Origin of the sequence: Microcoleus sp. Z1_B2, from assembly GCF_036700325.1 — a bacterium.
Classification (GTDB): domain Bacteria; phylum Cyanobacteriota; class Cyanobacteriia; order Cyanobacteriales; family Microcoleaceae; genus Microcoleus.
Genome location: NZ_JAUBOQ010000035.1, coordinates 51,565 through 73,922, shown reverse-complemented (window position 1 = coordinate 73,922; position 22,358 = coordinate 51,565). Strand labels below are relative to the sequence as shown.

The 22,358-nt window shown below is 47.8% G+C and carries 16 protein-coding genes; 11 read left to right on the top strand and 5 right to left on the bottom strand.

Annotated features, from left to right (window positions below; all coding sequences use genetic code 11):
- On the bottom strand, positions 1–1,234 hold a 1,234-nt coding region (locus QT984_RS20370), incomplete at its 3' end, for a DUF4114 domain-containing protein (RefSeq protein WP_333270813.1).
- A gap of 644 nt (positions 1,235–1,878) precedes the next feature.
- Here QT984_RS20370 and QT984_RS20365 point away from each other — a divergent pair.
- From QT984_RS20365 to QT984_RS20350, 4 genes are all read left to right on the top strand, one after another.
- Positions 1,879–5,397: a hypothetical protein gene (locus QT984_RS20365; RefSeq protein WP_333374783.1), complete on the top strand. Its 3,519-nt coding sequence runs from the start codon at positions 1,879–1,881 to the stop codon at positions 5,395–5,397.
- A gap of 367 nt (positions 5,398–5,764) precedes the next feature.
- Positions 5,765–8,638, top strand: coding sequence for a zinc-dependent metalloprotease (locus QT984_RS20360; protein ID WP_333374782.1), 2,874 nt, complete (start codon positions 5,765–5,767; stop codon positions 8,636–8,638).
- 286 nt (positions 8,639–8,924) lie between these two features.
- Positions 8,925–9,695, top strand: coding sequence for a CPBP family intramembrane glutamic endopeptidase (locus QT984_RS20355; RefSeq protein WP_333374780.1), 771 nt, complete (start codon positions 8,925–8,927; stop codon positions 9,693–9,695).
- A 6-nt stretch (positions 9,696–9,701) separates the two neighbouring features.
- Positions 9,702–10,250 (top strand): DUF1349 domain-containing protein, encoded by a 549-nt coding sequence (locus tag QT984_RS20350; RefSeq protein ID WP_333056693.1) that lies wholly within the window; start codon positions 9,702–9,704, stop codon positions 10,248–10,250.
- A 156-nt stretch (positions 10,251–10,406) separates the two neighbouring features.
- Here the strand turns inward: QT984_RS20350 and QT984_RS20345 are convergent, their stop codons facing one another.
- From QT984_RS20345 to QT984_RS20335, 3 genes are all read right to left on the bottom strand, one after another.
- Positions 10,407–10,685 (bottom strand): Photosystem I reaction center subunit PsaK, encoded by a 279-nt coding sequence (locus QT984_RS20345; RefSeq protein ID WP_333056695.1) that lies wholly within the window; start codon positions 10,683–10,685, stop codon positions 10,407–10,409.
- Positions 10,686–10,983: 298 nt separating this feature from the next.
- Positions 10,984–11,196, bottom strand: a complete 213-nt coding sequence (locus QT984_RS20340) for a chlorophyll a/b-binding protein (RefSeq protein WP_333056696.1) — start codon at positions 11,194–11,196, stop codon at positions 10,984–10,986.
- A 511-nt stretch (positions 11,197–11,707) separates the two neighbouring features.
- The gene (locus QT984_RS20335; RefSeq protein WP_263053573.1) at positions 11,708–11,833 is read right to left on the bottom strand and encodes a hypothetical protein; all 126 of its coding nucleotides are present in this window, start codon (positions 11,831–11,833) and stop codon (positions 11,708–11,710) included.
- Between the two features lie 4 nt (positions 11,834–11,837).
- Between QT984_RS20335 and hflX the strand changes: the two genes are divergently transcribed.
- On the top strand, positions 11,838–13,478 hold the full coding sequence (hflX, locus tag QT984_RS20330) for a GTPase HflX (protein WP_333056756.1): 1,641 nt from the start codon (positions 11,838–11,840) through the stop codon (positions 13,476–13,478).
- Positions 13,479–14,133: 655 nt separating this feature from the next.
- Here the strand turns inward: hflX and QT984_RS20325 are convergent.
- Complete coding sequence (locus tag QT984_RS20325) at positions 14,134–14,331, bottom strand: hypothetical protein (RefSeq protein ID WP_333374777.1); 198 nt, start codon at positions 14,329–14,331, stop codon at positions 14,134–14,136.
- Between the two features lie 504 nt (positions 14,332–14,835).
- Here QT984_RS20325 and grxC point away from each other — a divergent pair.
- The 6 genes from grxC to iscB all read left to right on the top strand — a co-directional run bounded on the left by grxC (position 14,836) and on the right by iscB (position 22,177).
- Positions 14,836–15,099 (top strand): glutaredoxin 3, encoded by a 264-nt coding sequence (gene grxC, locus QT984_RS20320; protein WP_333056698.1) that lies wholly within the window; start codon positions 14,836–14,838, stop codon positions 15,097–15,099.
- A 67-nt stretch (positions 15,100–15,166) separates the two neighbouring features.
- The gene (gene gshB / locus QT984_RS20315) at positions 15,167–16,147 is read left to right on the top strand and encodes a glutathione synthase (RefSeq protein ID WP_333056699.1); all 981 of its coding nucleotides are present in this window, start codon (positions 15,167–15,169) and stop codon (positions 16,145–16,147) included.
- A gap of 160 nt (positions 16,148–16,307) precedes the next feature.
- Positions 16,308–17,447 carry a Gfo/Idh/MocA family oxidoreductase gene (locus QT984_RS20310; RefSeq protein ID WP_333056700.1) on the top strand — a complete coding sequence of 380 codons (1,140 nt, stop codon included), beginning with the start codon at positions 16,308–16,310 and terminating at the stop codon, positions 17,445–17,447.
- Between the two features lie 473 nt (positions 17,448–17,920).
- Positions 17,921–19,735, top strand: coding sequence for a CHAT domain-containing protein (locus QT984_RS20305; RefSeq protein ID WP_333209773.1), 1,815 nt, complete (start codon positions 17,921–17,923; stop codon positions 19,733–19,735).
- A gap of 166 nt (positions 19,736–19,901) precedes the next feature.
- Positions 19,902–20,483: a hypothetical protein gene (locus QT984_RS20300; RefSeq protein ID WP_333209775.1), complete on the top strand. Its 582-nt coding sequence runs from the start codon at positions 19,902–19,904 to the stop codon at positions 20,481–20,483.
- Between the two features lie 389 nt (positions 20,484–20,872).
- Positions 20,873–22,177 carry an RNA-guided endonuclease IscB gene (iscB, locus tag QT984_RS20295; protein WP_333209835.1) on the top strand — a complete coding sequence of 435 codons (1,305 nt, stop codon included), beginning with the start codon at positions 20,873–20,875 and terminating at the stop codon, positions 22,175–22,177.
- Positions 22,178–22,358 lie beyond the last annotated feature (181 nt).

The following is a 22,358-nucleotide window of genomic DNA, read 5'->3' as shown; positions in this document are numbered from 1 at the left end:
CTGTTTTTGGATCGGCAGGATTTGGATCGGAATTGGGAGTTTCGGAAATTGTCGGATTTTCAGTTTCTCCTGCGGGATAATCTGTTTTTGGATCGGCAGAATTCGGATCTGAATTGCGATTTTCAGAAACAGTCGGGTTTTTGGTTTCTGTCGCTGGAGAATTTTCGGGTTTTGTTTCAACAGGATTTGTTGCAGAAGTAGTATCTGCTTTTTTGTCTTCTATAGTCTCTGTTTTTGGCGCAGCGTCACCTATCAATTCTTTGCCTTTTTCTGATGTACGCCAATCGGAGTTTTTGGCCATTACATCATCGATTGAAATGACTTTAGGGGTTGCGCCTTTGAGGGAAAATATGATATCATTGTAGTCAGCATCGCTGCCTTCGCCTATTCCCATATCTTCCATGACAAATATACTGCCGCCATTCGCAACACTGGCTATTTGTCCCCGTTGAAAAGCGTCGCTGGAATTAGCTGTTGCCATTGAAAATAAGGGTTTTTTGTCTCCGCCAATGCCTGGGTTGTCGTATACTTGCTGTATTGTGCCGTTGGGAACTAGGATGATGCCAAGTTCGTCTCCTGGTGTCATTGCGAAGGTTTTGATTCCTCGGTATTCTCCGATATTGAAGTTGTTTTCTCCCTCTAAACTAGAGAATGAAGCTGCTTCTGTACTGTCAGAAATGGCGATGTAACCGAGTGAGGAGTTGCTTAAAGCGCGTCTGGCTGCTTCTAGTATAAATGCTTGGGAATCGGGAACAAATTCTGGCATTCCTGTGAGGCTGATAATTGCTAGTTCTCCTTGATACCAGCCTCCGTCTGATAGGTAATCGAACACTATTTTACCTGTTTCGTCTGCTTGGAAAATGCCGGAGTCGAAAGAAATGTTATTTTGAGTTGCTGGTTTGGCTGTATCGCCTGTTATTGGGTCGGTTTTAGTGGTGGATGTTTGCGGTTCTTGGGGGATTTTGTTGGTTGTTGGTGTGGGATTTTTGTTGAGGATGAAGGCGTCTGTGTCTGGTTGGGGAGAGTTTTCTGGGTTTTTGTCGAGGATTTGGTTGTTTGATGATGATAGTTCGATGCTGGAGTTTGTGGAGGATGTTTCGTTTGTTGTTAGGGGATTTTTCGGAGGGTCAGAGTAATTCTTGGTAGAAGTAGTTAGTTGCAATTCTTCTGTAATGTCGGGGATGAGGGAAATATTGGCAGTTAGTTTTGGGGTAGATGCTTCGATTGGTGACATGATTTACAGTTTGGTTTTTTGATGATGAAAGTGACTAAAGTTATGCAAATAATGAGGATGTTAATCTTGAAAAAATCGCAAGCAAAGCGAGTCCAGACGATGCTGGAATTTGTTTTTTTTTATTGATGATGCAAGCTGCGATATCGACAGGTGAAAACCTGCCAGCGAGGCTGACCAAAATTTGATGTGAGGGGATTAGGTTGATTTTTTTATTGCTGTTGTTAACAGATTGATTTGAGAATATCAGTAACTTTTATCGATCGCAAGCGGTGTTCGCCATCAGGAAGTAAACTTCATCACAGCTTTAACTTACTTCCGTATTTGAAGCGTCACACTAGGAATTTTCGGCTTTTGACAACTTTGGACTGGCGATCGCCCAACTAATTTCCCTGTTTACTGTATAAAAAGTAACTTATTTTTTTGCAAAATTACGCAAAACCCGATCGCAACAGTAAAGGCTTGGGAAACTAGGTTGTACAGTCTTGGACGCAGACACACTATATGTAGTGCGGTGGGATTTCTAATAATTACTAACGACCAATGAGTGATGACTTCGCCTAAGTGAAGCCTAATATATGCCAAAATACGGACGAAATGTGCTATCAGTAGAAGACGAAAGCAGCCTTGACGAAATTTAAAGTCCCATGTTGAATGCGAACGGGAGCATATTGGCAGACAATCGATCGGCCGCGTCGCAGTGGGCGCAAGAAGCTTTAGGGCTTCCCGAAGTTCAAGTACAAGCGCGTTTGCGGGGAAATCACCTGCACATTTTGTGCGAAGCAGCGCACTGTCCGTCTCAAGAATTGGTGACGGCGAGATTTACCAACGCCCTCGAACACACTGATTTAACGCAACTGCTGCCCGATCGACCTAAAATTTACCAGTTGTTTCTGTGTGGGCGCAAAATCGGTTCCCGACAAAATGACTGGACAGTCCGGCTCGATTGCAGCAGTCCCAAGCGACAGCAACAGCAACAGCCACAGCAACCAAAAGTTGCCGAAGTGCCTCCGCCAGCGAGTGCCCCCGACGAACCGCCAGCAAGCCCTAAAAGAGGCGGATTTTTCGGCAGATTTAAGAATGACAACCAGAAACTCAAACAGACACCAAAACCCGTAGAAACAGTCGCGCAACCGCCACAAGTACGGGAAGAACTGGATTTTGACGCCGACAGTCTGCCCGTCGCCTCCCGCATTGAATACCCAGAAGCTTTTGAAACTTCCCCCGTGACGATCGACACTTCGGCTGCTGCGACGCGGGAAGCCCTCGGTTCCGCCGTTCCCCCGCAGCAGAAAGCGAACCGTGGCGCAGTGGCTTTGATTCAATCCCCCCAAGCTGACTCAGGCGAGGGCGATCGAGATGGAACATTGACGGTTTCGCCGGAAACCTTGGCGCGCCGGGGCTATCCAGATGCGATCGCCAGCTATCTCAGCGAAATCCTCGGCCCGATGGGAGTTTCGGTGAAAGTCAGCATTCGCGAAAAAGAACTCAAAAGCAGCCGAGAAACCCTGCCGGTGAATGGGCCAGAAAATATCAAGCCCAAGGAACGCCGACTGCTAGTGCTGTGCGAGTCCGCTTACAGCCCCGACCCCTCATTGCTGGCAGAACCCATCGCCGGCCGGCTGCGGAAACTGCAACTAGAGGATTTCCGGGAAGCTGCGATCGCCAGCCAAGTCAGCGGCGAAGCGAAGCCGGACTGGCTACTGCGGGTGGATTTGACTTCGCCGGACAAAATTCTTAAGGAATGGGCCCGGTGGGGAGACGTACAGTCGATCGCCAAACTGCTAAATCAACACTTGGCTGCATCGAGAGTCGAAGTGCGGGCAACCCTCAAAGAAGCAACCCTCCACCTGTTTTGCAGCAAAACTGCCAAAAAAGGACAAAAGCCTAAAAGGCAAGAATACCCCGATAAGCAGCAAACCACCGACACGATCGCCCCTTTGTTAGCCTCCTTTGCACCCCAAGGCATCCGCGCAGCTACAATCTACGGCGTAGAACCGGCCAAGGACTCTCAGGCGGCGCCGGAGTCGCCGGTGTGGATAGACTGGGTAGACTTGCCTGCCGCCCACCACCCCGACTTGGCTGCGAACGCTAGAACGCTGGCAGTTGAGGGCGACCAATTGGCTCTGACTTTTTTATTGAACAGGTTGCTCAACCCCAATCTCAGACGCAAGCTGGAAACAGGAGGGATTCGGGCTGTCGTGCTGCAAAAAGCCAACGTGCTGCACGTCATGACAGAAGCTCTGACTTGCCCTTCTCAGTCGAAGATAGGCCCGCCGGTGGCGAAATTTTTGCGACAGTTACAAATTCCGGGAGTGGCAGGGGTGCGAGTCTACGGACGGCGCGCGGGCCAGAAGCTGCCCCTGTGGCGCTACGCAATCGACCTCAGAACGGCGGTTGACGAGGAATCAGCGACGGCACCCGCACCGGCTCCCTCGCAAGTGGCTGTGTTGGAAAAGGAACCGGTGCCGGAGTTTGCGCCGGCGGAGGATGGGAGTTTTTCGGGTTTGGGCGACAATTTGGTGTTCGATGCTCCGACGCCCAACTCCTGGCGGCCCCGCTTCAAAATCAGACTCCCCGGATACAATCTGGGCGAGCAGTTAGTTCAAGCTGCGGTGCAACCGCTTGTCGCTTCGGGTTTGTTTGTTCCCAACGATGGTTTATCCACGAATGCTGCTGCGCCCGGTGGCGTGAGAGCTGATCGCGCGGCGGGAATGGCTTTGATTTGGGCGATCGCCGGCTGTCTGCTGACTTTCAATACCGATTGGATCCTCGGTCAATTTCTGCAATCTGCGACGGTCAGTCAAGCTCCTAGTGCCTCCGAAGTTTGCAGCGGCCCAAATTGTCAAAATTCAGCTCCCAAGGCTTCTGGCGACGTTACAGCCCGACTTCCGAAGGAAACCGCGAACCCCCTTCCCCCTGCTGAGGAGGTTAATTTGCCTCGAATTCCGTTGCAGCCGTCGCCGTCCGCCAACCAGCAAGAGGCTTTCAATGGCTCTGGGTTTACGAAACCGGGAAATACTAGCGTTCCTGTAGCTGATGTTTCTGCTCCTCCGGTGTTCCCGACTTTGAGGAGCGAGCAGCTTGACGATCAGATAGCGCGCTATCAAGAGTACATTCACCTGCACAAAAAACCGCCGGATATTTTAATTGTCGGTAGTTCGAGGGCGCTGCGGGGCATCGATCCGGCGGTTTTGGAAACAGCTTTGGCAGCTTCGGGCTATCCGGGGCTGAGGGCTTACAATTTTGGAGTTAATGGAGCTACTCTCCAAGTTGTAGATTCGATCGTCCGCCGGATTTTGCCGCCGCAACAACTGCCGAAATTGTTGGTGTTGGCTGACGGGGCGAGGGCTCTCAACAGCGGGCGGCCGGATTTGACTTTTAGTGCGATCGCTTCTTCTGAAGGTTACAGGCAATTGAGCCGGGGTAGTTTTCTGATCCCCACCAATCAATTAGAATCCGAAACATCGAAGGAAAGCGCTAACAATCCGGTGGCGACTGCGACTGAATTGGTGAACAATTTGGGACAAGCTCAAGCTAATGTTCAGCAATTGGTGAATCAAAAGTTGGTGGAGGGTTCTGCAACTTACAAAAATCGCGATCGACTTAAAGGGTTTTTGCGATCGATCGTTAATCCCTCAGCCCCTGTTGCAACCGACAGCCCCCAAACCGCAGCCCTGGGTGAACAAACAACTGAAAACGTTCAGCCCACTGCTGCGAGTAAACCAGTCAGCGAGTATCAACCAAATGGCTTTTTGCCGATCGATATACGCTTCAATCCCGAAACTTACTTTCAGAAACACCCGAAAGTATCTGGTTATTACGACTCCGACTATCAAAATTTTAAATTGGTAGGCGAACAAGCTCTAGCACTCAAAAATCTGATCGAATTTACCAAAGTTCGCAACATTAATCTGGTGTTTGTTAATATGCCTCTGACTGAAGATTATTTAGACCCGGTGCGGACAGGCTACGAACAAGAATTCCGGCAATATATGCAAGAATTAGCAGCTCAAAGCGGACTAATTTTCCTAGATAAGAGTTTATTGTGGCCCCAGGCGCGGGAATCTTTTTCCGACCCCAGCCACCTCAACCGTTACGGTGCTGTTGCAGTTTCTAAGCGGTTGGCTCAAGATCCCATGATTCCCTGGCCAGCGCAACAATAGTTCTAATTTTTGAGCTTTGAGTTATTTTAGATGTTAAATGCTCCTTAGATGTTGCACCATTGTCAAGAACCGGCTCTTCGACCCGTTCCACAAAGAGTGAGTTTTCTTCTTGTGGAACAGGCCGGAAAGCCTGTTCCTAAACAAGTAATATCAGGTTCGGTTAAATAGATATAATTCCTGTAGGGGCGGGTTCACCAATAATAATTGCCTAAAATTGACAATCTCATAAACCCGCCCGGTCGGTTCTTATAAGCAATTAACCGAACTTGATATAATTGAGAATGGTGCAAGATGTGAGATGCTCCCAACATTGCGAGTGCGGCTCGACTATCTCAAAACTATTCTTTCCTGCGGCTAAATACTGAAAATGAAAAGATTGATATTTCCTGAAAATAGCAAAAATACACAGATAAAAAATCCTAGAAAAAATCTGCCTTTGATATTTTTTATATTATCTTTAGCATTTTTCTGTTTCAGTTTGTATAAAGGTTTCTTTTTACCTGTAGCTTTATCCTCTGGGCCGCCCAGCAACGAACAAAGTAGCGAACAGCAAACTCTCGCACCCTTTGAAGAGGTTATCAAAGACACGCAAAAGTTAGAGGGATTATTTACCCTTTACCGCAATCAAGCAACTGATAAAGTATATCTGGAAATTAAACCGGAACAATTTAACAAAAAGTTTCTGTGCTTTGTGACATTGGCATCGGGTTTGGGGGAAGCGGGCATTTTGAGCGGAATGCCGATCGGCGATTTCTTGTTTCAACTGCGGCGCGTCCAAAATAACGTGCAGTTTGTGATACCAAATATAAATTTTCGCACCAGTCCGGGCGACCCGCAAGCAGGTTCGGTAGCACGGGGATTTAGCGACTCGATTCTCTATTCTTTGCCTCTCAAAAGCATTCATCCGCAAAGACAAACTCTGCTAATCGATTTAGGCGATTTGCTGATGAGCGACAAACGCGATTTGCCAGGGGTAAAAGCGATTTTGCCGATGCTTTTGGGCGCTTCTTACTCGATCGATGCAGACAAGTCTTCTTTTAAAGATGTTAAAGCGTTTCCGCTGAATGTGGAGATTGCTTCTGTCTATGGTTTTTCTAGCGATAATGACAGTGAAGTTAACTATTTACCTTCGGTTCCTGACAGTCGGGCTTTTAACCTCCGCATTCACTATAGTTTCTCGGAAGTGCCGCTAAATAACGGCTATCGCCCCAGACTTGCAGACGAGCGAGTGGGCTATTTCCTCACAGCATATAAGGACTTTTCTGACAAGAATAGCCGGGAGCCTTTTGTGCGCTATATCAATCGCTGGCATTTGCAAAAGCAAATCCCGACAGCGCCGATGTCGCCTCCGGTTCAGCCGATCGTCTTTTGGATTGAAAATAATGTGCCTACCGAATACCGAAACGCAATCCGCGAGGGCGTTTTGGTGTGGAACAAAGCTTTTGAAAAAGCAGGTTTTACTGAGGCAATTCAGGTCAAACAAATGCCGGACAATGCTAAATGGGACCCGGCTGATGTTCGCTACAATACTATCCGCTGGTCGAGTTCTTTTGAGCCTCAGTTTGCCGGCATCGGGCCGTCTCGCACTAACCCGCTGACTGGGGAAATTTTGGATGCTGACATTCTGTTGGATGCTAATGTTGTCCGGGAAATCAAACAGGGCTATCGGTCTTTGGTGGAACAAAATCGATCGCTTTCTAAGAGTTTTCAAGGGCGAAACGGTTCTAATACTAATCCCTGTCAGTTTGGGATGTATTCTCGCTATTTGAATGTGCTAGAAAATGGGGATTTAGGAAAAAGCAGCAGGGAAAATGCTCAAGGTGGAATTGCTGATGATTTGCCGACTTTGGTAGAAAGATACCAAGAGCAAAAGCGATCGTCTTTATCGCGGTTGATGTCGAGTTCGGATATGTGTTTTGGGTTGGAATCGAACCGCCAGTTTGCGATGGGGGCAATGTCGATCGATTTGTTGGAAAATGCAGCGCCTAGCAGTGGGACGATTGACAATTATGTGAATGAATATATCCGATTTTTGACAGCCCACGAAGTCGGTCATACTCTCGGTTTGAGGCACAATTTTCACGGAAGTACGATGCTGCAACCGGAGGATTTGCACAATACTCAGGTAACTCGCACGCAAGGTTTGGTAGCGTCGGTGATGGATTATGTGCCGATTAATTTGGCACCTCCGGGAACTGTGCAGGGCGACTATTTTCCAACGATTGTAGGGCCTTACGACGATTGGGCGATCGAGTATGGTTACAAGGTGATTGGCGGCCGGGACCCGAACAGCGACTTACCCACGCTGCAACAAATTGCCAGCCGCGCTGCGGAACCCCAATTATCTTACGCGCCGGATGAGGATTCTTTTGATATTCTCGATCCGGCTGCAAATACCTTTGATCTCAGCGCCAATATGCTGAGGTATTCGCAATGGCAATTGGATAATGCTAGGGCGATGTGGAAGCGTTTGGAAAAGCGAATTCCGGTTGGGGGAGATGGTTATAACGAACTGCGGGTGATGTTTGATTCGGTGTTCGGGTATTATGTTCAGCAGGTGATGAATGCTACTTTGTATGTGGGGGGACAGTCGTTTAGTCGGATTCGCCCTGGAGATACTAATGCGAACTTGCCATTTGTGCCGATCGAACTTTCTGTGCAGCGAGAAGCATTAGCAACCCTTGAAAAGTACGTTTTTGCGCCGGATGCGTTTAGTTTTGCGCCGGAATTGCTGAATAAATTGGCGCCTTCGCGCTGGGAGCACTGGGGAAGTCCGGCTTTGGTGTTTCCTCTAGATTACCCGATCGGCGATCGAATTACTTTTTTGCAGCGGTTTGTGTTGCGGGTTTTGCTATCTCCGATGCGTTTGGCGAGACTGCGGGATGCCGAGTTAAAATCCGCGCCGGAAACTGCTTTGAGGTTGCCGGAAGTGTTGAATACTGTGCAAAAGGATATCTGGCAAGAGGTTTTGCAGCCGGAAAAGAAGATGCAAATTTCAACTTTTCGGCGTTCTTTGCAGCGGGAACATTTAGCAATTTTGATCGGAATGGTGCTGCGAAAAACGAGTGTTCCAGAGGATGCGCGGAGTTTGGCTTGGTATGAGTTGCGGCAGTTGCGGGAGGGTTTGAGCAAGAGTATTCGGAATCTGGATCGGAATGCGGATGCTTATACGCGGGCTCATTTGGAGGAAACGCGCGATCGAATTTCTAAGGTTTTGAATTCGCAAATTCAGTCAAATTAATCTTATATAGGGCTTACGCATGGGGGCCCAGAAACCGGGTTTTTTACGATAATATTTCGTGGCCACCCCCAGATTCGATAAAAAACCCGGTTTCTTTGGTGGAAGTGCGTAATTCCTGACTTAGGAATGAGAACTAAATAACTTCCACTCTTGAAAGTGGGATGGGCGTCCCGCCCGTCCTTTTTGGACGGGCTATAAGAGCCCATCCCACAATAACAATTAAAATTGTAAGTTATTTAATTCGCGATCCTTATTAATTGGGTATTTCTATCTGCAATCAAAAATTATGACTACAGATACTTCCAACAAACATCACCTGCGATTGGCGCTGTTTTGGGCCTTACTGGGCACTCTGGCAGCGTTGGCATTATTTCCTTATGCGCTGTCTCTGAATCCAGCAGTCGCGCAACTGCCTACACCCTTACCTGTTATAGCTATTGCTTCCGCCCTTCAGACTGGACTTCTTTTGATTCTCCTTAATTGGATTGGGCTTCGCCTCGGTAACTCGATCGGACTTGATACCCCCATAGCTCGTGCTTTGGTGTATCGACAGCCTTTCGCGCCAATATCTAAATCTGCCCTTAACACAGCGCTAATTGTAGGCTGCATCGGTGGCATCGTCTTAATTGGATTGAGTTTAGCTTTCCAACCTTGGATGCCGCCAATGGCAACTCCAACAACGCTAGAAATTGCTCTCTGGAAACGCATATTAGCTTCCTTCTACGGAGGCATCACCGAAGAACTCTTGCTGCGACTGTTCGGTATGACATTGATGGCGTGGCTACTTTGGAAGATTTTTGAGCGAGACAAACCGCAACCCTCTACATGGATTTTTTGGCTGGCAATTGTGGCGGCGGCGATTCTGTTTGGTGTGGGTCATTTGCCTGCGGCTGCCAATGTCTGGGCATTAACCCCGATCGTCGTTATCCGCACCATTACACTCAATGCCCTCTTAGGAATTCCCTTTGGTTTTCTTTACTGGCGTTGGGGATTAGAATACGCAATGTTATCTCATTTTTTGGCGGATTTGGTACTGCACGGAATTGGAGGAAGTTAGCAAGAGATGCAAACAATGCAATGGTACAACGAACCTTTACAATGGCATGAGGATAACGATGTTATCCACGTTACCGCAGGCGCCAAGACTGACTTTTGGCGCCAAACTCATTACGGATTTATTCGCGATAACGGCAACTTTTACTACCGTCAAGTGTCAGGCGACTTTACAGCCGAAGTCAAAATTACTGGTTGCTATCGATCGCTCTACGATCAAGCAGGATTGATGATTCGAGAGAGCGAAAATATCTGGCTAAAGTGCGGCATTGAGTTTGTTGAGGGAGTGCAAAACGTGAGTGCGGTTGTGACACGAGACTATTCCGATTGGTGTGTTATGCCGCTGGAAGTGCCGCCTGTTTCCCTGTGGCTGCGGGTAAAGCGCCGAGCTGAAACGGTGGAAGTGCTATACTCGTTGAATGGGTCAGACTATTCAATGATGCGACTGGCCTATTTAACTGAGTCACCAATCGTTCAAGTTGGGTTAATGTGTGCGGCTCCCCAAGGTGAAGGCTTTGCAGTCGAATTTGAAGGCTTTAAGCATAGTAAGCTGATCTAATAATGTGGATGGTAAAAAAACGATTTCTGCGCCACTCCATATATAAAATTAAAATTAGGGGTGAGTGCTTTTCACTTACCCCTACTATTTTTTTGGTGCTTTTGAACCTACTAAAAAATGTAGGAATAAATTACCACAAAAGCTACCCCATTTATTCTAAAAATATTTGTCGATGTTGAGGGTCAAAATCATAAATGCTCCGAGCAAATGACCTGCGCTCATGCAAGCCAGAAATGCCGGTACGCTAACATTGTTGAACAAAGACGGGAAGGGCAAAGGCATTTTCGGCCCGACGTGGGGATACCAAATTCGGCGGCTGAGAACTAGCAATGCTAAGATATTGCAAACAAACATCACCAGAGGCTTTTGCCAATCTCCTGATGCTGTGTCAGTCACTGTCGATGCTACTACTGCCAGTAAATTTGAGTTAATCATCGTTGATGCTCCTATTTTTCATAAATTATCAGAAATGCTCGATGAGATTTCTTGCCAAAAATACAGCAGGGGCGATCGCCCTTACGCAATAAATATCTGTTGCTATTAATATTCACCGCGCCAGCTACAGCGCCCCCACCCGTAATCGTCGAATCACAGCAAGAAGTCTTTTAATGCCATTCAAAAGTAACGAAAGATACAAAGGGACAAAACCATACTCGCTGCCATTTGTAACTTTTAGCCTGTCTGGCAGTGGCGGCATTTACTCACGCTGCCAGACAGGAAACACACCTACTCATTACTGAGCAATGTAGGTAGGCAGAAAGTGGAGAATGTCGCGCAGAACGCTAAATCCAGCAGCATCCCAGAGCAAATAAGCTAAGAAACCGATCATCGCTAAGCGACCGTTCCAAAGTTCTGCTTGTGGGTTGAAGCCAAACAAGAAGGCATTCCGATCTTTGCCGTTGTAAGCATTAGCTGTAGGAGGCAGGTTAGTAGGACGAGTTTCCATGTTTTTACATTCCTTAACAATGTTTCGCTTCTCATGGTAGCGGCCTAATTTCTGCTTTGCTATCTGTCTCTAGGCCCAAGATACACACAAGTCTAAAGGAGGATTTGGAAACGGAAAAAAAAATGTTAAGTTTTGTTTCGCGAGATTTTTCAGCGATCGCCTGTATCTGTAGATACTAAATACAAGTGCAAGTTGAGATTGCTGCTGTGACAAGCCCGATCGCGCTGCCGCGACAAACAACGGCGCTTTTGACTCGTCAGTAGATTTGAGATTTGAGATTTACTCTACAGATGAATCTGGAAGCTCTAAAATTTTGGCAGACTCACGACTGTTGTCGGAAAGCAAGTATCCGTTTTTGAGCTCGCTCAGACTGAATCCGCGAAATCCTAGAAGCAAGAAAATTTAGTAAATTTAAACTCAAAAGCCGAACACATAGCGCGGGAGTTAATTAAAATAGGAGATAAACAGATCGATCGGGAGAAACAGTTATCGAAACCATCTACGGCCATCTTCAAGGTTTAAAGTCCAGCCAGCTCAAGCAACTCGAAAAGCTGTACCACCAGCGACTACCGGGCGATCGCATTACCACTGCAGAATTCGCCCAGCGCGTCGCCGCCATCAGCACGGAAATAGACAAACCAATCTGCACCTACATCAACCGCCGCGGACAAGTAATTCGCGTCGGCGTCGGTTCACCCCGCCAAACCCAGATTGCACCCTTAGAATTACCCCGGTATGGGGGAGGTCGCCTCAGCGGCATTCGCTGCATCGCTACCCACCTAAAGCCAGAAAGCCCAAGCGAAGCAGCCCTCACAGCAATGGCTATTCAGCGCCTGGACGCCCTCGTTTGGCTGACACTGACGGGGGGAGGATTTCAGCGCCGGGGCGGTGGTGCGACTGGTTACATCCAAGAAACTTATCTCGCTCACCTGGTACCCCAGGGAGATCAGCCCAATTTTGAGTTCTCTGTTTTGAGCGCTCAGTTAGAACCAGATTCAACTGATGAAATAGAAGAGCCTTCAATTCCCAAGTCACTCATTCAAACTCCACACTTTCCCTGGAAAATATCAGAACCTCTGAATTTGGAAGAACTCGCTGACCAAGACTTTCTGGATTTGGTGGAAGGACTCGAAGCAGAGTTTGAAGCAGAGTTTGTCGCGGGGGAGGTCGATGCAGACCAAGACAAAGTGCTGTTGGTAGGTGTAATGACTCAGCACATGACTCAGTTGGAGTTTGAGGACGGGCTGGCAGAAATCACGCGGCTGGTTGAAAGCGCCGGCGGTCAGGTTCTGCAAACAGTGCGCCAAAAACGATCGCGCCCCCATCCGCAGACAGTGGTCGGCGAAGGCAAAGTTCAGGAAATTTCCCTCACCGCTCAGACGATTAGCGCTAACCTCGTGGTATTCGATCGCGACCTGGCACCCGCACAAATACGTAACTTGGAAACTCAGATAGGTCTTCGCGTTGTCGATCGAACGGAGGTAATTCTCGACATCTTTGCCCAAAGAGCTCGATCGAGCGAGGGTAAATTGCAAGTCGAACTCGCTCAGCTAGAGTACGCCCTGCCCCGGCTCAGAGGTCGCGGTCAGGCAATGTCGAGACAGGGTGGCGGCATCGGTACCAGAGGCCCAGGGGAAACCAAGCTAGAAACCGAACGGCGGACGATCGCCAAACGCATTTCTCGATTGCAGCAAGAAGTAAATCAACTGCTGGCCCACCGCTTCCGGCTGCGGCAGAACCGCCATCATCACGATGTACCCTCAGTGGCGATCGTTGGCTACACTAACGCCGGTAAATCTACTCTGCTCAACCTGCTCACAAATTCCGAAGTCTATGCCGCCGACCAGTTATTTGCCACCCTCGACCCCACAACTCGACGGTTGACCATTCCTGGCACTGTCACTAGGGAACCGCTATCGATCGTCCTCACAGATACAGTGGGCTTTATTCGCGAACTGCCTCCCGCCTTGATCGACGCTTTCCGGGCTACCCTCGAAGAAGTCACTGACGCCGATGCTTTGCTGCACCTCGTCGATCTCTCCCATCCCGCGTGGCAGAGCCAAATTCGATCGGTCATGAATATTTTGACCGATATGCCCGTAACTCCCGGCCCAGCCCTTGTAGTCTTTAACAAAATAGATGCCGTAGATGGAGAGACTCTCGCCCTCGCCCGAGAAGAATTTCCTCAAGCAGTATTTATTTCGGCCGCCAAAGGTTTGGGGATGGAAACTCTCCGCGACAGACTAGCTCAGCTCATTCAATACGCCCTCTACCCTCGGTAAATACTTAAATATTCCTTTTGAATAGTTGACATGGGGGAATATACGTACATATACTGAGGACAGATTTAGTCGAAATATGAGATGATAAAAGAGTAGTCAGATTGTGCATGGCAAAGTACAATACAGCAGCTCTATTTGGCGAGCGGTTAAATAATTAATTCCCGGAGGCCGCGGTCAAGGTAAAAAGACTCTTTGTTAATGGCTGTAAGGGCTGTTGGTTCAGAGGTAGCAAAAAGATGTTGCTTAACTGTTGGTTAACTGTTGGTTAACTCTGTGCAAACTACCTGTCTGTGCAAACCTCTGTGCAAACCACGGTACGGGATGTCAAGGTAAAAGAGAATAATTTTATTAAAGTGTTTGGGCACTTACCTCAAGCGCTATACTATCTTTTACAGACGTCCGCGAGAGAATACATCTTATTGATTGTAAATTGATTGTAAGATTGATTGTAAGAACTCTAAAATCCTTGCCCGTCGTACAGCGCTAATCTCTAGGACTATTTCTATTTTTCGATTTTACCACTGTTTAACTAAATAGTTATGTGTACGCCACTGGCAAAACTAGCAATTGGACTCTCTGCCACAATGGCAACAGCGTTTTACTATCTAGCTGCCGCCCCTCCGGCAGCTGCAGTAGATGTCTGCGGTCCGGGAAATTATTCTACTGCCTGTGCCCCCCCGCCGGCACCCACCCCAACGGCATCGGAGATCCCATTGGCGACCCAGCCGCGTTTATCCCAAATATACAGAACTACACCTTCGAGAAATGCAACTTCTATTCCGGAACCGGGTACTGCGATCGCAGTCCTACTGACAGGTGCAGGTATGATATGTTCCTGCAGAAAGCGAAACAATCAGGTTGGTCCGCAGCGCTAGGCAGGCTGATGACCAACCTGTTTGCCTTTAAAATGTCTCCGTTTTTTTTAAGCGAGGATATTTGTTTACTTAAATTTATATAAAAAATAAAAAGTTGTATAAAAAATAACTTGACACCTAGCTTGTGCGCTGCAAATAAAGCCGGATGTTGAAGGAAGAAAGCGATAGCGACTTCAATCAGGGTAAAAAAAAGGAAGAAGGCAAATGCACTTCCCTGCAAGGGTTTTAGCAATGAATAACCTCCGGTGCAACAGATAAGGTTGCTATATATAATAAAAATTAAAATATAAAAATTAAAATAAGATTGGTTAAGATCAATGCTTCGCACAGTTTTTGAGAACCCACCGTATAATAAGGGTTTCAAGGCTCCTAGGCAAGTTTGCTACCAACGAAAAATCGAGGGTTTCAGCCTAGGAAGTAAAAAAAGTCCGCACTAGGGTTAAGATTAAAATTAAAAAATATTGTTATTGTTTGAGCGTCCCATGACCCCTAAAGTAGAAATTTACACTTGGAGAACCTGCCCGTTTTGCATTCGTGCCAAAGCACTGCTGAAACGAAAAGGGGTTGATTTCACAGAGTACGCGATCGACGGAGATGAAGCGGCACGGGATCAAATGAGCGATCGAGCCCACGGAGGTCGCACCCTGCCCCAGATATTTATTAACGACCAACACATAGGCGGCTGCGACGACATCCACCAACTCGATACTCAAGGCCTGCTAGATCCGCTGCTAGCAGCAAAATGAGGCATTCCCTGTGGAATTTTCAATTAGCCCAAATTTTTAGGCGACCAATTCTTAATTTTAACTGACAATGAAATTTGCATTCATCATCGATCCCCTCGCGCGACTAATTCCAGGACACGATACCAGCGTAGCGCTGATGGAGGCAGCTCAAGAGTTGGGTCACGAAGTCTGGGCGACTCAAGCCAACGAATTAAGCGTCATCGGCGGCAAAACCTGGGCAATGCTCAGTCGGGTAGCCCTCACCCCAGTAAAAGTGGTAGAGGGACGCTGGGAGGCGGCTGAGGCTTGGTACCAGGTAGAACATCCTACTTTGCAGCCTCTGGAAGCAATGGACGCTGTATTTATGCGGACAGATCCCCCAGTCAACATTCCTTACCTTTACGCTACTTACCTTCTAGATGGCATCGATCCGGCTAAAACTTTGGTAGTTAACAGTCCCAAAGGATTGCGGGCGGCGAATGAAAAGATGTATGCTTTGCAATTTGAGGGAGCGATTCCTGAGACAATTGTTTCTCAAAACAAGCAGGTAATTCGGCAATTTGTTGAGAAAAAAGGAGCAGCAGTTCTTAAACCCTTGGGCGGCAAAGCTGGCGAGGGGATTTTGTTTTTGGAAGCGGACGATCGCAATCTTAACTCCCTGGTCGAAATTAGCACTCAACAAGGGCAAATTCCAGTGATGGTTCAGACTTATCTGCCGGAAGCCAAAGAGGGAGACAAGCGGATTATATTGTTAAACGGCAAGCCGATCGGTGCTATCAACCGCATTCCCACGGGCAATGAATTTCGCGGCAACATGGCCGTCGGCGGCCGAGTCGCAAAAACCGAAATTACCGATCGCGAACTGGAAATTTGCACTCAGTTAGAACCAGTGCTGCAACGGGACGGACTGTACTTTGTCGGCATTGATATCATTGGCGGTTATCTCACAGAAGTTAATGTCACCAGCCCTACAGGGATCAGAGAAATTGACTTGTTTGAGGGCGTTAATTTGGGGAAACAAGTAATTGAATGGGTGGAGAAGGAAGAAGGAAAGCACGACACGGATTAGGACACGGATACACGGATTAATTATCGAGCGTTCCTTCTGATTTTGAAGTTATTAGTTATTAGTTAGTTGCTACCAATACCTAATACTTCGGTTACGCGGTTCATGAACGAAGTCGCAGGGCAGCACAAGTTCCCAATTCCCAATTCCCAATTATTAAATTATGTCAAAAATTGGCGTTGCAGTAGTCGGTACCGGTTTTGGTCAAAAAGTACACATTCCCGGATTCCAGGCCCATCACCGGACAGAGGTTGTGGCTGTTTATCACCGGAATTTAGACAAAGCAAAGGATCTCGCCTCTACCCACAATATCCCCTACGCTTGCGACTCGATCGCCGATATAGTAGCCATCCCAGAAGTGGCGGGAGTCAGCATTTCCACACCGCCCTTTTTGCATTATGAAATGGCAAAAACCGTCTTGGAAGCAGGCAAGCATTTATTATTAGAAAAACCCACAGCCCTGACAGCAAATGAAGCCAGGGAACTTTACCGATTGGCAAACAACGAATCTCAAACCGATTTTAAAAATGGTGGTTCGAGAGCAATTGCCACAATGGACTTTGAGTTTCGCTTCATCCCCGCATGGCAAATGCTAGCAGAACTATTGGCAGCAGAATATGTGGGAGAAAAGCGTTTAATTAAGATTGATTGGCTGGTATCGAGCCGCGCTGATGCGAGTCGCCCCTGGAATTGGTACGCGCAAAAAGAGCGAGGCGGCGGAGTTTTGGGCGCGACTGGTTCTCACGTTTTTGATTATATTAGCTGGCTGTTCGGCCCGCCACAGAGGCTTTCTGGGCAATTGATTACAGGAATTTCGCGGCGGCCAGATCCGAATGATTCGGGAAAATTAAAATTAGTTGATGCAGATGATTCTTGCACGTTGATGTTGGAATTAGCTGGGGGAACGCCTTGCCAAGTTTGTTTGAGTTCTGTTACGTATCAAGGGCGGGGACACTGGGTGGAAATATACGGGAGTAAGGGTACGTTGGTGTTGGGAAGCGACAACCAGCAAGATTACGTCCACGGATTTCGCTTGTGGGGTTCCCAAGGTGGAGAACCTTTAGCTGAAATCAAAATTCCTCAAAGATTGGAGTTTCCTCAAGTTTATCCAGACGGGAGAATTGCACCGTTTATTCGAGTAGTAGATAGGTGGGTTGAAGCAATAGATGCAGGTAAATCCTTGATACCGTCCCTCAGAGAAGGGGTTTACTCGCAGTTGTTGATGGATTTGACCCAGGAGTCGAATGCTACGGGGACTTGGGTAGATTTACCGAGTATTGATAAATTTTTGGGCACTAAGTAAAAACTCCCAAAGCAATCTCTCGCACTCGATCGCACCCCAAACCCGATAAACTACAAATAGAGAAACTCAATCCCACCCTATATCAAGAGTCGGTAGTTGTCAGTAACGAGCGGGCTAAAGCCACGCTCGCTTGTAAGAGCGATCGAGCAAGCTGTACTGACCAGCTATCGCCTTAACTGGCTACGTTATTTAGGTCACGACACCCGCTTGATGCGAAGCTAGTCCCTTGCTCTGTCGCTAGTAGTTAAACAGCCTTAAAGTCACTGAGGCAGTGCTGCCAGCCGGCGCAAGCCTCTATAACATTGGCGAAGCTAACATTACCCCGCAAGGGAGATCGAGGCAACCATACCTCACCAGAGGGGCAACCATACCCCTCTACCCCGCAAGGGGATTCAAAGCGATTGAAATCGCCGGGTCGTTTTCCTCTCAGGACTAAAGTCTCTGAGCTTCCCACTTACCGAGCTTTTTTGTGAATGGCGCGCCCTGAAAGTCCTTGCCTCAGTATAGCGATCGCTCGCCTGAGAACCGCTGGGGCAAACCATTTTGCCACTTGGGTTCTACAAGCTCCTTATCCCAGCGGGTACGTTCACCACGACTGTATGTGGCCCGATACCCTCTCCCAATCTTGGAAAGCTTGGCAGGAAATGTTTTCGCCCTCCGGGACAATTCACGAATTGCCCCTAAATCCTGATGGCAGTTTGGTCTCGCCAGAAAACAACCAGAATATACTGGCAGAAACTGAACAACGAATACCGACGCCCTCTGTGCCCCTCCACCTCGGTCAAGGGGGGTGGGGCGACAAGGGGGATCAGCATCCGCCTCGGCCACCGGCAAGCTACAGCAGTCGCCTGATGCAGCATTTGGGGATTAATCTTTGGCAGTGGCTGTTTGAAGGGCCGATTCAGGGTAGTCTGCAGGAAAGTAAAGGTATCGCGATCGGGCAAAATCTACCCCTGCGAGTGCGCGTAGACTTGCGCGAACCGTATTTAATTGCTTTACCTTGGGAAATTATGCAGCCTCAAGCTGGTCAACCAGCAATTTCTCTGTCGCAGCAATTGCTTTTTAGCCGCACTACCAGCAATGTTGAACCTTTGCCACCCCTGCATCCTGCGGAGTCGCTCAACATTTTGCTAGTTTTGGGACAAGCAGAACCAGGCGGCGGTGCTAATTCTCAATTTTCCAACAGTAATAACGGTCATTTGCAGTTGGGAGAAGAAGCACTCGCCCTAGCTGGCATTCTGGAAAGTGCTTTTCAAACCGACGACAGCGGCAAATATTTTGACATCAGCGTTCCGACTCGCGTCGATACTCTGATCGAACCTACTGCGGCGGAACTCATTTCTCGGCTGGAAACGCAAACTTACAACATTCTGTTTTACGCCGGCCACGGGATACCGGGCCCCGACGGCGGTTTGCTGTTTTTGGGGCCGGAAACGGCGATTAATGGCACTGAACTGGCTCAAGTATTAGTTCGGTGCCGCGTGACTCTGGCGGTGTTTAATGCCTGCTGGGGAGCTCAGCCGGCGGTGGAGAGGTGGCACTCAACTAACGGCCAGCAACAGGCGATCGCCCGCAGCAGTTTGGCTGAGGTACTGATCCATCACGGGGTGCCTGCGGTGTTGGGGATGCGGGACTCGATCGCCGATCGCGAGGCCCTGAGTTTTATCCAAACTTTTGCCCAAGCTTTGGCCGGACGGATGTCGATCGATCGGGCAGTCGCCGTCGCCAGACAGCAGTTACTGACGCTCTACAAGTTCAATCAACCGGCTTGGACGCTGCCTGTGCTGTATATGCACCCTGAGTTTGACGGTCAGCTAACTGAGCCGGTAGATGACCTGAAAACTGAGTTGCCTTTAAATTCTTCTACTTGGCTGGGACGGTTGCCGTCTTGTGCTTATTTGCGGGGGCGCGATCGACCCAATGGCAAATCCACCGACTCGAGCAATCAGGTTTGGCCCATTCGCGCAGGTATGGTTCGAGTCGGACGCTGGGAAGAAAACGACGTAGTGATTCGAGAACAGTGGGTTTCTCAAAAACACGCCGAGATTTTCTGCCGAAACACGATCGGAGATAGCCGGGAAGAACCTAGCTACTTCCTGCGCGATTTTTCTCGCTACGGGACTCTAGTTTTGGGCTCTGAGGGATGGCAGAGAGTTCACCACCAAGAATTGCTGCTACGCAGCGGGACTCAGCTAAAATTTGGCAGTTCTCAAGGTCAGATTTTTGAGTTCACTATTGAGGTTCCTAAAACTTCGGGCTACAGTGAGACTGATTGCGGAACGAATTAAGGTGCGGGTGTAGCTAATGAAGACAAGCGGCGAGTAGCACAGCAAAGTTCTAGGCGTTAAGTCTCCAGTCTGAATTTAAGAGAGTTACTCACCACTGATAGCTCGGCACTAGCTCTTGGCACAGTCCCCCCTCTGTCTTTTCCTTTTCCCACTTAGGTATTACATCATGGCTACCCAATCTACTGATTCTGAATATTTTCGCGATTCTCAAACTCAGGCCCAGATGGAACTTCTCGCCACAATTGTTCAGACTGATGTTGCTTACCCCTGGAATCCTGCACAGCTTGAATCGGAATCTTATTTAACTGCCCTAGAGCAGGAATTTGCGCTATCTGATTCATTCAGCGACAGCGATATTGCCCTGAAGTCCCAAGTTTTATTCTCGCAATTAGAACAAGTTTGGCTGACGACTTCTCTGCAAAAGTCTTTGCGCGAGAAATTTGCTCGCGTTCCTCAAGATTTTCTGGCCAGCATCGCTCAAAGCGTGCAAAACGCCACTGTTAAGTATCAATCTTTAGCTGACCAAATGGTAGAGTGCGTCTTAGATATTTTGCCTCAGTGGGCTGAGGAAGATTTGCAGGTGTTGGCACGTCCTTTGGCTTATGCCATGCGAGATGTGGATTCGGAAGGGGGAGAATTAGTGATGGCTACTAAAAGACCTTGGGCCCAATTGTCGGAAATAGAACAAGCCAGAGTTAGTTTGGCTGTCGCCCGCTATGCAATCTCGCAATTAGAAATTGCTGATTAGTTTTTGGATGGCTAAATTTTTGTGCTGCGATCGCGGTAATTTTTTTAAATTAATATAAAATTAATCTACCTTTAGTTAGATGTCAAATTCGGCTAATTGTTAAATCCTAGGGATTGCTATAGTTTGATATAGCAATCCTATTTGATTTGTAGAGTAGCACCAATCCGTAGTATTTCGGCGTAATCCGAGGTATTGCAGCTACTCCAGACCACTCAAAGCGAGTAATCGTTATCTCTAAGCGTTTAAGTTCACACCTTGGGATTCGCTAGTTCCAAGCTCTGTAAGTAGATTGTTAAACATCCGAGATTGGTTAGAGGAAGTGCAATCTGCATAGTACCGAGAAGATAACAGGGTTGAAGCAAACTTTACTTTTAGGAAGCAACGCCAAAATGTTGAAACCCAATTTCGTTTTTGTAATTGATGCCAACAAGAAACCGCTGACACCATGTAAGCCTTCTATGGCGAGACGTTTATTATCGATGGGTAGAGCGTCTGTTTTTAGAAGATATCCGTTCAGCATCATTCTCAAAAAAGAGGTTGCAGATATTCCTAAACCCGTCACAATTAAACTAGACCCCGGTTCTAAAACCACAGGGATTGCTCTTGTTCAAAACGACAAAGTAATCTTTGGTGCTGAGTTGACTCATCGCGGTCAAGCCATCAAAGCATCTTTAGAATCCCGTCGTTCTCTACGTCGGGGGAGGCGTTATCGTCACACTCGCTATCGGCAAGCACGGTTTCTCAATCGCACCCGCCCTTCAGGTTGGTTGCCTCCAAGTTTGCAGCATCGCGTAGAAACTACTTTGACATGGGTGAATAAATTAATCAAATTTGCACCCATCAGTGAGATCGTTCAGGAGCTTGTCAGATTTGATTTACAACAACTTGAAAACCCAGAAATCTCAGGCATTCAGTATCAGCAAGGCATTTTATGTGGGTACGAAATCCGCGAGTATTTATTGAATAAATGGAACAGGAAATGCGCTTACTGCGACGTGACTGACACACCATTGCAAGTCGAACACATCCAGCCCAAAGCAAAAGGTGGCACAAATCGGATCTCCAATCTGTGCCTGGCTTGCGAGAAATGCAATCTCAAAAAAGGGACTCAGGATATTAGCGTTTTCTTAGCCAAAAAGCCAGATGTTCTGCGATCGGTTCTAGCTCAAGCAAAACGCCCATTAAAAGACGCGGCGGCTGTCAACTCAACCCGATGGGCATTGTTCAACCGACTCAAAGAAGCGGGTATTCCTGTCTCCACAGGTTCGGGTGGTCTGACCAAATACAACCGCACTCGATTAAGCCTGCCTAAAACTCACTGGTTAGATGCGGCTTGTGTGGGTCAGATTGATTCCTTGGAGATGCTCGCCTTACAGCCCTTGCTGATTAAATCAACAGGACAAGGGAATCGACAGTCCACTAGAAACGATAAATACGGTTTTCCTTGTGCCAAGCCTAGACAGTCTTTTACTCATTGTAGGACTGGTGATATTGTTGCCATTCAGCTTCTAGAAGACCGCAAGCGATTCCAATCAGGACTTTACGTTGGACGGGTCAAGACTCCAACAGATAAAGGTGTTGAGATTAAGATCGGTAATTTTAGACTAAGTACAAAAGATATGAGCAACGTCAAATTCTTGCACAAACAAGATGGCTATCAATATGCGTCAATCAACTCCGCTTTACTCCAATAAAGGCGTTTCTAGTAATTAGACAAGATATAGCCTTTCTCTGTAACATGAGGTGCACGCTTGATAAGCGGGCATAGGCCTCCGTGGGCATAGGCCTCCGTGGGCATACCTCACCAAGATTGAGAACTGGTGTAATTTTTTTTGAACTATAGCAAGCGCGCCCGACGTTTATGACTGAGATGTG

What these genes read in the sequence shown, in the direction of transcription:
- QT984_RS20365 (WP_333374783.1), top strand. Translation starts at nt 1,879, where the DNA reads ATGTTGAATGCGAACGGGAGCATATTGGCAGACAATCGATCGGCCGCG.
- QT984_RS20360 (WP_333374782.1), top strand. Translation starts at nt 5,765, where the DNA reads ATGAAAAGATTGATATTTCCTGAAAATAGCAAAAATACACAGATAAAA.
- QT984_RS20355 (WP_333374780.1), top strand. Translation starts at nt 8,925, where the DNA reads ATGACTACAGATACTTCCAACAAACATCACCTGCGATTGGCGCTGTTT.
- QT984_RS20350 (WP_333056693.1), top strand. Translation starts at nt 9,702, where the DNA reads ATGCAAACAATGCAATGGTACAACGAACCTTTACAATGGCATGAGGAT.
- QT984_RS20345 (WP_333056695.1), bottom strand. Translation starts at nt 10,685, where the DNA reads ATGATTAACTCAAATTTACTGGCAGTAGTAGCATCGACAGTGACTGAC.
- QT984_RS20340 (WP_333056696.1), bottom strand. Translation starts at nt 11,196, where the DNA reads ATGGAAACTCGTCCTACTAACCTGCCTCCTACAGCTAATGCTTACAAC.
- grxC (WP_333056698.1), top strand. Translation starts at nt 14,836, where the DNA reads ATGACCCCTAAAGTAGAAATTTACACTTGGAGAACCTGCCCGTTTTGC.
- gshB (WP_333056699.1), top strand. Translation starts at nt 15,167, where the DNA reads ATGAAATTTGCATTCATCATCGATCCCCTCGCGCGACTAATTCCAGGA.
- QT984_RS20310 (WP_333056700.1), top strand. Translation starts at nt 16,308, where the DNA reads ATGTCAAAAATTGGCGTTGCAGTAGTCGGTACCGGTTTTGGTCAAAAA.
- QT984_RS20305 (WP_333209773.1), top strand. Translation starts at nt 17,921, where the DNA reads ATGGCGCGCCCTGAAAGTCCTTGCCTCAGTATAGCGATCGCTCGCCTG.
- QT984_RS20300 (WP_333209775.1), top strand. Translation starts at nt 19,902, where the DNA reads ATGGCTACCCAATCTACTGATTCTGAATATTTTCGCGATTCTCAAACT.
- iscB (WP_333209835.1), top strand. Translation starts at nt 20,873, where the DNA reads ATGTTGAAACCCAATTTCGTTTTTGTAATTGATGCCAACAAGAAACCG.